The 12740-nt window shown below is 42.7% G+C and carries 10 protein-coding genes; all 10 read right to left on the reverse strand.

Going from position 1 to position 12740, the window contains the following annotated elements:
• Positions 1-154 precede the first annotated feature (154 nt).
• Positions 155-1147, reverse strand: coding sequence for a murein tripeptide/oligopeptide ABC transporter ATP binding protein OppF (gene oppF / locus ELS82_RS01100; protein WP_167489181.1), 993 nt, complete (start codon positions 1145-1147; stop codon positions 155-157).
• Complete coding sequence (locus ELS82_RS01105; protein ID WP_244230738.1) at positions 1144-2115, reverse strand: ABC transporter ATP-binding protein; 972 nt, start codon at positions 2113-2115, stop codon at positions 1144-1146. The genes oppF and ELS82_RS01105 overlap by 4 nt, the downstream gene beginning before the upstream one ends.
• A 50-nt stretch (positions 2116-2165) precedes the next feature.
• Positions 2166-3068, reverse strand: a complete 903-nt coding sequence (oppC, locus tag ELS82_RS01110) for an oligopeptide ABC transporter permease OppC (RefSeq protein ID WP_134833827.1) — start codon at positions 3066-3068, stop codon at positions 2166-2168.
• Positions 3069-3083: 15 nt separating this feature from the next.
• Positions 3084-4004 (reverse strand): oligopeptide ABC transporter permease OppB, encoded by a 921-nt coding sequence (oppB, locus tag ELS82_RS01115; protein WP_053438223.1) that lies wholly within the window; start codon positions 4002-4004, stop codon positions 3084-3086.
• Between the two features lie 138 nt (positions 4005-4142).
• Entirely contained in the window at positions 4143-5765 is a 1623-nt protein-coding gene (locus ELS82_RS01120; protein WP_134833828.1) for an ABC transporter substrate-binding protein, read from the reverse strand.
• Positions 5766-6620: 855 nt separating this feature from the next.
• The gene (locus tag ELS82_RS01125; protein ID WP_134833829.1) at positions 6621-7319 is read right to left on the reverse strand and encodes a hypothetical protein; all 699 of its coding nucleotides are present in this window, start codon (positions 7317-7319) and stop codon (positions 6621-6623) included.
• Positions 7316-9385 (reverse strand): lipase family protein, encoded by a 2070-nt coding sequence (locus ELS82_RS01130; protein WP_134833830.1) that lies wholly within the window; start codon positions 9383-9385, stop codon positions 7316-7318. The genes ELS82_RS01125 and ELS82_RS01130 overlap by 4 nt, the downstream gene beginning before the upstream one ends.
• Positions 9386-9388: 3 nt before the next feature.
• Positions 9389-10207, reverse strand: coding sequence for a DUF4123 domain-containing protein (locus ELS82_RS01135; RefSeq protein WP_134833831.1), 819 nt, complete (start codon positions 10205-10207; stop codon positions 9389-9391).
• Positions 10208-11091: 884 nt separating this feature from the next.
• A complete protein-coding gene (gene cas6f, locus ELS82_RS01140; RefSeq protein ID WP_134833832.1) occupies positions 11092-11697 on the reverse strand; it encodes a type I-F CRISPR-associated endoribonuclease Cas6/Csy4 in 606 nt (201 codons plus the stop codon).
• Positions 11698-11705: 8 nt separating this feature from the next.
• Positions 11706-12737 carry a type I-F CRISPR-associated protein Csy3 gene (gene csy3, locus ELS82_RS01145; RefSeq protein ID WP_134833833.1) on the reverse strand — a complete coding sequence of 344 codons (1032 nt, stop codon included), beginning with the start codon at positions 12735-12737 and terminating at the stop codon, positions 11706-11708.
• Positions 12738-12740 lie beyond the last annotated feature (3 nt).

Below are 12740 nucleotides of genomic sequence, written 5' to 3' on the forward strand. Positions count from 1 at the left end.
TAAAAAATGCTGACGATAAGAAGAGTAGATTAGCTTGGCTTTGTTGTTCGAATATTTCGAAGATAGCAGTCAACGATATTGGGACATAAAAAAAGCGCGACTCCCGAAAGATGCCGCGCTTAAGCCCGTCACAGGCTGAATTATGGTTTAGCGATTAAATGCTAACATGGAGACAAGAGACTGCGTGAACATCATTGCCCTCAATACGGGGCTTAGTCTGCGCACAAGCGTCTGTCGCTTGCGGACAACGAGTACGGAACACACAACCAGATGGAGGGCTGATTGGTGAAGGTAGATCACCTTCTAGCATCTCAATCTTTTTACTGCGCTCTAACTTAGGATCAGGAATTGGTACTGCTGACATAAGCGCACGCGTGTATGGGTGCTTAGGGTCAGCAAATAGCGCCTCTGCTTCACCTAACTCAACCGCATTCCCAAGGTACATTACCAACACGCGATCAGAAATGTGCTTCACTACCGACAGGTCGTGCGCGATAAAAACCAACGAAAGACCAAGCTCTTTTTGCAGCTCTTTCAGTAGGTTAACTACCTGAGCCTGAATCGATACGTCAAGTGCTGATACTGGCTCATCACAAATGATCATCTTTGGCTTAAGAATAAGCGCACGTGCGATACCAATACGCTGACATTGACCACCTGAGAACTCGTGTGGGTAACGGTTGATAACGTTCGGCAGTAGACCTACTTTCGCCATCATCTCTTTAACACGATCTTTCACTTCTTGCTTCGACAGCTCTGGGTAAAATGTCTCTAGCGGCTCAGCGATTATGTCACCAACGGTCATACGTGGGTTTAGCGATGCAAGTGGGTCTTGGAAGATCATCTGAATTTCTTTACGCGTTTCACGACGCTGAACTTCTTGCATCTTAGTTAAGTCTTGGCCTAACCACATTACATCGCCGTCTGTCGCTTCAACCAAACCAATGATCGCACGAGCGAACGTTGATTTACCACAGCCAGACTCTCCTACTACGCCCAGTGTTTCACCTTCGTACAGACGAACATCTACACCATCAACCGCTTTTAGGTTTGCAGGCTTAGACCATGGCCATGCAGATTTTGACGCAATGCTAAAGTGAACTTTAAGGTCTTTTACGTCTAAGATTATGTTCTTATCTACACTCATTTTTTCCAAGCCTCCCATTCAGAAAAACATGCACGCTGACGGCCATCGGCAAACGGCGTCAAGATTGGTGCTTCTTGCTTACAACGATTCATCACGCGGTGGCAACGCTCTTGGTAAGGGCAGCCTGGTGGTAAACGTAGTAAGTTCGGTGGGTTACCCGGAATTGTCGGTAGAATCTCACCTTCTGTATCCAAACGCGGAATCGCCTTCAGTAGGCCCTCTGCATAAGGGTGACTTGGGTTGTAGAAGATCTCATCTACAGTGCCGTACTCCATGGTGCGGCCTGCATACATCACTAATACTTTGTCACATGAACCCGCAACAACACCTAGGTCATGCGTGATCATGATGATCGCTGTATTGAACTCAGACTTAAGCTCGTTCAATAGGTCCATGATCTGTGCCTGAACCGTTACGTCTAGTGCCGTCGTTGGTTCATCCGCGATCAGAAGTTTTGGACGACACAGCAGCGCCATTGCAATCATTACACGTTGGCGCATACCGCCTGAAAACTCGTGTGGGTACATAGTGATACGCTTACGAGCTTCAGGGATTTTAACCGCTTCAAGCATACGTACAGACTCTTCGAATGCTTCCGCTTTACCCATGCCTTTGTGAAGCATCAATACTTCCATCAGCTGGTCACTTACCTTCATGTAAGGGTTTAGTGACGTCATCGGGTCTTGGAAGATCATTGCGATCTGCTCTGCACGAACTTTGTTTAACGCTTTTTCTGGAAGGTTGAGAATTTCATTACCTTCAAATTTTGCGCTACCTGAGATAATACCGTTCTTTGCCAGTAGTCCCATGATAGCGAATACTGTCTGTGACTTACCTGAACCTGATTCACCTACGATACCTAGAGTTTCGCCTTGGTTCAGAGAGAAGTTCAAATCGTTTACTGCGGTTACGATACCATCTTGCGTGGTAAATTCGACGCGCAGATCTTTGACATCTAATAAGCTCATCATTGCTTCCTTAATCTTTATTCTAGATTTTGTAATTTATTGCTTTCTAGTTATCTGTCTTTTGGATCCAGCGCATCGCGCAGACCGTCACCAACGTAGTTGAAGCAGAATAGAGTCACAACCATGAACGCTGCAGGGAATGCGAGCTGCCAGATTGCTACTTCCATTGTCTGTGCACCTTCTTGTAGAAGTGCGCCCCAACTTGTCATTGGTTCCTGAACACCAAGACCAAGGAATGATAGGAATGATTCAGTCAGAATCATGCTTGGGATGAGAAGCGTTGAGTAAACCGCAACAATACCCAGTACGTTTGGAACGATGTGACGAGTGATGATTTTCCACTTACTTACACCACAAACGTGTGCCGCTTCGATGAACTCTTTACTGCGTAAGCTCAGAGTTTGACCACGTACGATACGCGCCATATCTAGCCAAGCAATCGCACCGATAGCAACGAAGATAAGAATGATGTTACGACCGAAGAAAGTTACTAGTACGATAACTAGGAACATGAACGGAACAGCGTAAAGGATCTCTAGGATACGCATCATAACTCGGTCAACTTTACCGCCGATGAAGCCTGATGCGGCACCGTAAAGTGTACCAATCAATACCGCTACAAATGCGCCCATCACACCCACCATTAGGGAGATTCGGCCACCAATTAGGGTACGAACATATAGGTCACGACCTAAACTGTCTGTACCAAACCAGTGGTCAGCATTTGGGCCAACGTGCATTGCATACCAATCGGTATCATCGAACGCATAAGGTGCAATCATTGGAAGAACAATCACAGCTAGCGTCATAAGGAATAGGATAAGTAGACTCACCATCGCGGCTTTATTGCGCATAAAGCGGATGCGAGCGTCTTGCCATAGACTACGACCTTCAATCTCTAAGTTCTCAGAGAATTTCTCAATCGCTTCTAGGTTTTCTTTTTTCGTTAACATAACCAAACGTCCCTGTTAGTAGCGAATTTTCGGGTCAATCATTGCAAGTAAAATATCTACAATCGCGTTGAATAGGATGAATAGGAAACCAATCAAGATGGTCACACCCATTACAAGCGAGTAGTCACGGTTAAAGGCTGCGTTTACGAATAGCTTACCGATACCCGGTAGACCAAAGATAGTTTCGATAACAACAGAACCTGTGATGATACCTACGAACGCTGGGCCCATGTAAGAAACAACAGGAAGTAGCGCTGGTTTAAGCGCGTGTTTGATGATGATGTAGCGGTAACTTAGACCTTTCGCACGAGCCGTACGAATGAAGTTACTGTTTAACGTTTCAATCATTGAGCCACGAGTTATACGAGCGAAAGTAGCAACGTAAAGCAGCGACATACCAATAACTGGAAGTACAAGATATTTAAATCCACCGTCATGCCAACCGCCGGCTGGGAATAGATTCCAGTGGAGTGAGAACAGGTAGATAAGAGCTGGAGCTAATACGAAAGATGGCATTACTACACCAAGCATGGCGGTAGACATAATCGTATAGTCAATCCAGGTATTCTGCTTCAAAGCGGCAATGGTACCGACCGTCACCCCCATAATTAGCGTAAAGATGAAGGCAATAAAGCCCACCTTCGCCGATACAGGCAGCGCAACAGAAATCAGTTCATTTACTGTGTAATCAAGGTACTTAAATGAAGGACCGAAATCACCCTGAATCACGTTTGTCAGGTAAGTTGTGTACTGTTCGAATACAGGCTTATCTAGGCCGTACTTAGCCTCGATGTTAGCCATAACTTCTGGTGGTAATGGACGTTCGCTCGAGAAAGGGTTACCCGGTGCGAAACGCATGAGAAAGAAAGATACGGTGATCAAAACCAACATTGTTGGGATCGCCTCAAATATCCTTTTAGCGATGAATTTAAGCATAAACTCACTCTTTCAGTCTGTGACAATTAAATAATGAAAGGTATCAACCCAATTTCTTCGAATTGAGGTTGAATAAAGGCTCTGCATGTGATTTCTCACATGCAGGCCTATATTTTTATAGTTCTATCAGTTCAAGAATTACTTGATGATGTAAAGATCTTTTGAGTAGATCTTCTCTTCCGGGTTGTCAGCTGGGAAGCCGCCAACTTTTGGAGACAGTAGACGTGATTTCACGTACTGGTAGATAGGTGCGATTGGCATGTCGTTAGCCATTAGCTTCTCAGCTTCTAGGTAAAGTGCTTGACGCTCTTCATCTGAAGTTGCAGCGATAGCTTTAACCATGATCTCATCGTAAGCTTTGCTGTCGTAGTGAACACCACCAGTCGTGTTGTTACTCTTCATCAGCGTTAGGAAAGACGAAGCTTCGTTGTAGTCACCACACCAGCCGGCACGTGCAACTTCGAAGTCACCTGAATCTTTAGAAGATAGGTACGTTTTCCACTCTTGGTTTTCAAGCGTAACTTTTAGACCTAGAGTCTTCTTCCACATTGAACCTAGTGCTACAGCGATCTTCTTGTGGTTTTCAGAAGTGTTGTAAAGAAGGTTGAATTCAAGTGGGTTGTCTTTACCGAAACCTGCTTCTTCAAGAAGTGCGGCTGCTTTCGCGTTACGCTCTTTCTGGCTCATTTGACCGTAAGCTGGCATTTCAGGGTTGAAGCCTGCTGTAATCTCTGGAGTTAGGAAGTAAGCTGGTTTTTGACCTTGAGCTAGGATAGCGTCAGTAACGATGTTACGGTCAATCGCGTAAGAGATCGCTTGACGAACGCGTACGTCATCAAATGGCGCTTTCTTAGTGTTGAAGATGTAGTAGTAAGTACATAGGTTACCAGTAACCGATACTTCTTCGTTGTGCTCTTTTTTAAGGCGCTTGAAGTGCTCAACAGGTAGTTCGTAAGAGATATCGATTTCGCCTGCTAAGAAACGGTTCATTTCAGCAACTTGGTTTTCGATAGGTAGGAAAGTTACCTTGTTAAGAACAGTTTTATCGTTGTCCCAGTATTGTTCGTTGCGTTTAAGAACTAGACGCTCGTTAACAACCCATTTGTCTACTACGTAAGCACCGTTACCAACGAAGTTTTCTGGTTTAGTCCACTTATCGCCGTATTTTTCAACAGTAGGTTGGTGAACCGCTTTCACTGTTGTGTGACCCATCATCATAACGAAGTATGGTACAGCCGTTTCTAGTTCAACCACTAGAGTATGATCGTCAACTGCTTTAACACCTAGTTCAGACTTATCCTTTTTGCCAGCTACGATGTCTTTCGCATTAACCATCTTGGTGTATTCCATGTACCAAGCGTATGGAGAAGCTGTGTTTGGATCTACTGCACGCTGGAAAGAGTAAACGAAATCGCCAGCAGTTACTGGGTCACCGTTAGACCATTTTGCGTCTTTACGTAGGTGGAAAGTAAATGTTTTGTTGTCTGTAGTTTCCCAAGACTCTGCAACACCAGGGATAGTGTTACCTTCTGCATCTTGGTTCACCAAGCCTTCAAGTAGGTCGCGAATCACGTGTGATTCTGGAACACCTTGAGATTTGTGCGGGTCGATTGTTGCAACTTCAGTACCGTTACCACGAACGAGTTCTTGTTTTGCTGCTAGCTCAGTTCCTGCTGGAACCTCTGCTGCGATAGTTGAAGTAGCGGCCACTGCTAGACCAGCACCTAGAAGAAGGGCTTGAGTGATTTTGTTCTTATACATGTGTAAAACTCCAAGTTTTTCATTTGCATCCATGACTTCTTTGCAAGTCACCAGAACGGCTAGTGATTTAGATTTATTTAGCTCAAAAAATAAGCACAAAAATCTAAAACCTTACAAAGATTGCGGCACACATTATCAACCATTGAAGTAATTTGCCATAAAAATGTAGCAAAAAATCGTATAATTCGCCAAAAGCATCAACATATTGGTAAAAACATCTGCAAATCAGAAAATTCTTAGTTGATAAATTTGATAATTACACACTCGGTAGATTGAAGTGCCTTTTTATCTGATAAGACACTATTTATTAGCATCTTATTCTAGATATTGTACGGAAAATTAACAAAAGTTATGCAATCTAGCTAACACTAAAACACATTAATCTTTGTCTAAACTGAGGGAATGTGAACTTAATCACTACGCAATCGTTTTGTTTTCGTACGCATCAAAATTGATACATTGTGCGAAGATTTTTTTCTTGAAAAGGTATAAGGAAGTTAGCGTCCAATAGAAGTGAGGCGCTGATTCGTACTGGTTTAGGCTAGGATTTTTCGTCTACGGCAGATAGCAAAACGCCGCTAATAAAAGCGGCATTTTAAATGGTGATGCTTGCAAGATAAGTCAGCATAACTCGAACCAGCTATCAATGAGTTAACAAGCAATTTGCAGTATAAGTTCGCATAATATTGCATCAAAAGCCTGCATAACTGAGCACTTCTTAAAGTCCTACGTTGTAAAGTTACTACACTACCCGTTACCTATTGCAGACTCACCATTAATTTTTTCGTTAGGATAGTTTGACGCTATAAACGAAACCCCACCATGCCTGAAGTTGCTTCAGCGACTTTTTTAAGTTCACGTCCCAGTTTTCGGATCTAATGGGGTACTACGATATTCCTCACCAGCTAAAATATCGTAGTGAATTACCGTATCTCTATTAAATTGAGAAAAATCAAAGTAGACAGTTTCTGCATTAAACTCCTGGTCTTTGGATTTCTTTTCACCATTAACGTAATAGAAGCAACCAAAACCATTCGTCCATCTGTCATATTTTGGAGAATAAAAAGGCTCACACTTTCTAGCTTCAATTATAGAAGTTAAACCTATTGGTTTATTATCATAGTCAGTACCTGCTCGATAGATGCGTAGGTTCGCAAACCCTACTGTATCGAATGCATTAATTAACTTCACTTCGATATTTGATAAGTGAGTAATGCAGTCTGTCTCCGGCTGTCTGGGCTGATAAGGAATCCTTAATTCATAAAAACTTTCATCTTCTGAGAAATTATGCTCTATAGTAAAATGTTCATTATAATTCCCAGTTTTCACTTCACCACTGCCGGCATTCCATGACCATCCAGAACAGCTTTCTCCACGCCCAAAATAGTTCACCTGAACACTGATCGTTGCGTCCGATGGTTTTTTGCCAGCTATCACCATATATGGTTCTTCACCCGCTCCCCATATTCTCTCCGATGGAACCAAGTAATAAGTCAATGTTATTGCAGTGATCACGATAAGCACAATCGATAAAGTTCGCTGTTTGATGCTCATTGTAATTGCTCCTTCACCGTTTGTATCTCTATGCTTTTATCGCCAAATAGTAACTCTTTATTAGGCAATAATTCCGGATTGGTAACTAAGGCATCAAGTTCTTTTCTTACCCTTTGCACGTTCAGTGTGATTTTTTCCGTCAATTTCAGCTCTTGTCTGATCGCAAATAATGCTTGTGTACGCTCATGCTCTCGTCTTGCATGCGCTGCAGGATCTTTTCTTGATATAGCATGCATTACTAAAGCGTTCATTTCATCCTCTTTGAGTGCACGGTGAGCTTTCAGTAACTTTGCTTCTGTCTGGTGGATTATATGCTGAGCTGATTGATAATTCTCCGTCATGTTATTGTCAAGCATCATAATAACTTGCTGTTTCAGGTTTGGAATGTATTCACCTAGCATATGATCCGCTCCCGACTTCGTTATAGTGTCGACATAACCATTAATATCAATATGATCGTTGTTTAATGTTTTAGCTAAACGATAAGAGTCTTCTGTTTTGTTAGATGCCAGTGTCAGGCTAGTGATGTGCGTCTGCTTTTCCGTTAACATGACTTGCTTAACATCATCAGGACGATGTTTTGTTTGGCTATAAGTTAACAACTGAACAAGGTCACCATGGTGTTGATAATTATCCTCATCACAATCCATCGTTCTCTCTTTAAGAGAGTCCCAAAGGTATAATACAGGTGACAAATATTTCCATAACGTTGATGAATCGCACTTGTTGTCGAGGTTAGTGTTCATCCAACGCATTGGGAGTTGGGGAACAAGATCGTGATTGTTTACATGTCGATAGTGAACGAGGGAACGGTAACGAAGAACAAAACTATGCGTACCGGTTCGTGGCATGCCGTAGGTATAGAGACGCAATGTTGAGGGTGAATAGGTATCCTGAATTAGGCTACTCAGTAGTAGAGCACCGGCACCTCCTAGGCTATGCCCACAAATGTAAATCTTTTTTCCTTCATGGTTTTTTAGTATAGAGTCATCAATTGGTTTCCACAGTCCAATCGCATATTGATAAAAACCCTGATGTACATACGTCCCTTCAAACTCTGATGGTGCGACTTGAGATGCATTAATGTCAGATAGCACATCTTGATAACCCGGAGACCCAACTGCCGCAAGTACCCCATCCGCTACCTCTGTCACTTTCAATATCGGTAACCTAGAGCTAACCTCTGCCATAAAGGCAGCTTCTTTGTTCCTAGATATCTGAAATGCATCATCATTATAAAAGTACGTTTCTGTCCCTCTAACACCGATAATAGCGATATCATCATTACTTAGGATATAGCCTTCAGAGCTAATGGTGTCATCACGGTAAAACTCCCCTTTCAATGCGTGCGAGTAGGGTATTTCGTCCAGCAACCAAGTGACTTCACTATCCGCTGAATACATTGGGCGAAGCTTCTCTTTGAGTAATTTTAAAACAGCATCATGCCCACCTTGCGGCACCTTTTCGTTTCTTGCATCACCATACTCTTTATTGGCATAAGCTAATTGCGACAATAACGCAAAGGTATAACTGTTAACCAAACTAAACTTGTCCGTATCCACAATCATGGGCATATAACTGCGCAGGGCTTTGATTTCAAAAACATAGGTTTGGTTATGACTGAGCCTAAACCCTGCTTTTTCCGCTGAGGCATTAATGTCTACCCCTTTGTGATGCTCTTGCAAAAAATCGTCTTGTGGCACTTCATCCCAGAAATCGCCAATCGTGGTGTAGCGGTACTGTTTCACTTTATTATCTTCGGCATCAAGTTCCGTTATAGCTCGTTTTTTTACCGGTGATTCTTGTTCTTCAGCTCGACTCGGATATTTTTCGACTTCAGTTAATAGAGACGCTTGGCTCACCGAGGCTCTCCACTCACCAGCAGCAATGTTCCTAAACAAGACCTTGCCAGAACTTGTGGTTTGCGTATATGTGCAGGAAGGGGTAATACGGCTCGTGATGGTGACCATTAAGCCATCAATCGGTTCATCCCTCTCACTTCGAAACTCTAGCTCTAACCACTTATCTTCAGGATTGCACTGCACACAGTAATTAAATGAGTCCATAGATTATCCCTTCTGTTCAAATTGACGAGTTAAAGCATGTAGTGCGAATTGAACCTCGTCATTCTCATGCTCTTGGAGAAACTCAATCATACTGTGTTGAGTGAGTAGTTCTGGACCAACAATACCGACGATAGCAGCACTCATCACACGATATGTTAAGGTTTGTTCAGATGCGGCGAGGAACGGAGCCAGTATGGAACTGACATCACGACCTTGAGCTAAGTGTTCGTTCATCGTGTCTGGGTAATGCTGCCATAACCAAGACTCAAGGTTGGTTTGAATAAGAGAAAGGTCATCCGAACTCTCTAAATGATGCGGCTTAACGACCCACCAAGTTGTTTCATGAACAGTAAACTGACGGTTCGATGTATTGGTGAACGTCACAAACTGGGGCTGCTCTTGGTTATCGAACGCCGCTAACTGGCTAATATTACCCAAGAACTGATTCTTCTCTATTTCGTCCATTCGAGTAAGCATTGGAATGATGACCTGCCTATCATAAAAACGAAACAAGACCTCTTCACCTTCTAAGGCCGCTATCAATAAGCTGCGTAAATGATCTAAAACCGATTGGCTGCTTTCGCTACTGGATAAAACCAGCCCTTTTCCTAATAAGGACTCTGGTAGCAATAAGACTGACTTTGAAACGGGAATTAACCATGGAGAAAGAGACATGACGTCAGTAAACATTGCCCCGTCAAATAATGGTATAGAATCTTCAAAGCCAATACTGCCATTGTGCTGTAATGCTTCCTTATGAACCTGATAGTCGACCAACCAGTATTGATCCTCGGTTTGTTGTTGGAACCATGATGCGAACATTAATATTCCCCTCTGAATAGGTAGGATTGCAATGCTCGATAACATGAAGAAACAAAAGACAAGTTAGAAATTGGGGGCTGCTGGATTTCACCTTGAAAAGTTAGATATACCACGGTCGACATTACAAATACCTCAATAAAGTCAGTCAAGGCAACTCACATCGTTACCTTTGATAGGTACACACAAGCAAATATGACACCAACATCCACCCCCGAAATTTCAATGAGTTAAGTTAGCGCGATTTCCTAAGTGAGCAGCAATTTACCTAACTGAGCAATGTATAACTCAAAACTATTTGGGTAACTGAGTGTACTACTGTAGATGTAGGCAATTTCAGTGAACGGCTATTTAGTGCCTGGCCAAAAGTACTTGTATCAATTTGAACTTGGCGTAATTGCGGCGCAGCCCACCGAGGACATACGATAATCCTGTTCACCTTTACTCATCGAGTATTGACCGCAGGTAACGCAAAAAGCCACCAAGCTAAAAACTTGATGGCTTTTCATTATAGGCTGCTTGTTCAGCAGGTAGGTTGCTTTCTTCCTGACCTATTCTTAGCTGCCTATACGGCAGGACACGCTATTAGTCTAGATCTTCCAACGAGCACATTTTCTTAACTGCCTATGCGGCAGAACACTACCAAAAAAATCATTTTGAAGATATACGTTTTTTCTTAGCTGCCTATGCGGCAGAACGCCGTAAACATCACCAACATTCGCTACTTGATAATTTCTTAGCTGCCTATTCGGCAGGACACAGTAGAATATAGTCTCAAACCATCTGGTTCTGCATGCTTAAAGTCACAATTCACCAAAATACCCTTTTTCTTCTTACTTCTGTAAGCCCTTGTTTTTACTTCTCTAAAAAAGAGCTTTAGAAAAAAGTTAAAAACGTAACTCAGGTACCGTGCCTTTTCTTTCTTGATTGGTGGCTAAACCATAGCTATTAAAGTTTGCTGCAACGCGCTCAGTAACAAACTCCTTTTGAATAAACAACATATAGTCCTCACCAGATGAACCGCTGGAGATTGGTATTCGATGAAAACTATCGACGACACGCTCTTCATTAGTGACTGGTAATGATCTTCCAGCATCAAGTAGTTCGGCTCTAGCCATACTACGTTTGATTCGACGTCTTTTGGAACCCAGAAAGCTTTTCCCAATCGTTTGGTTACGGGTAAACCTAACCTCTAAAGCATTGTCTGGCACCTCACATACACTGGAGATATCAAATAAACCCTCATTTACCATCACAGAGAAATAAGGCTGAAAAGAGAGTCCAATCATCATCTCTCTATCTTCGGCAACAAAGGCTATGGTTTGGCCGACCGTGACGTCACTCCAGTCAGGGAAGCTCACTCCAATCCTATTCATCGCTTGTCGGTTATTGACCATAAACAAGTGCATTTGAGATATACAACGCCCTGCTAACAGCTCATAGTCGGCTTGAGCAGGGGTATAACGTATAGAGAAGTAGTAACGCTTCGTCATAGTCATCCTTATTTCGCTTTGGAACAATTGAAGAGACCACCCTTGATCAAGACCGACATAATAAAATGAACATCATTTGGGATGGTCTGAGAATCTGTCATTGTCTCAATCCAGTTCTCTGTATTTCTGAGTAGTTGGTAGAAATCATTTCCATGAGACACGTGTCGTCTTGCTATAACGTACTCTCGGTCAGCTCCATACTCATTCACTCTTAATGGCTTATCTGCTTCTTCATGCCACCAATCGTCAATCGATTGCAACGCTGCACCAACTTTTTGGCCATGAAAAGCAACAGTTTCCCTTCCGTTCAATAATTCTACGGTGGCTAACTGTTTAGTAGGAACACCATCTTCTCGGCTATCTAAAAACTCTTGGCTTGGGTAAACCTCATCTCCCCAACCAACTCCAATTTTAGCTTTGACATCCATGTGGAAATATTCGGTTGGATCAGACAGGGCTCGCGTCAAATAAGCTGTAAGTTTTTCTAAGCATTCCGCTGAGGCTTCATCCCAATGACCATACCAAGAAAGCCTTGTTACATTCTCTACAATCAAGGTTTGTGAATCACTGGTGGTCACTTCTATCGACAATTTTCGACACTCTCTGTTTCTCCAAAGCCAAGTACCAAGCAGAATGTTCTTCGCGTATCGAAGAGCAAGTTCCTGATAACCATTAAGCTCTTCATATGTTTTAGCAAGTAACGAAAGTTTAGAGCGCACTTCATTATCACTACAGGTATCTGGAGTTAGAGAGTTGGATCGTATTCGAAGGGGGAATGCACAGTAGATATCATCAACACCAGGTTTTACATAACACTCTTCGATGAACTGTGGATTGGAGTAAGCTAAATCTTGTGGAGCAACATTCTTTTCTACGAACTTACCTCCTTTATAGGCTTCTGCATAACCACCTTTTGGCGCACGCAACCTAGTCCTATCAATTTCAAGGGGGCACATCTCACCACTTTTAGATAGATAGTAGAAATATGCTTTGCCAGCAGAGAGTGATCGAACGTAGTTTAGCTGAGTGCAAAGTTCCATAAA

This window comes from Vibrio ouci (assembly GCF_004551525.1).
In the GTDB taxonomy this organism is placed as follows: Bacteria; Pseudomonadota; Gammaproteobacteria; order Enterobacterales; family Vibrionaceae; genus Vibrio; species Vibrio ouci.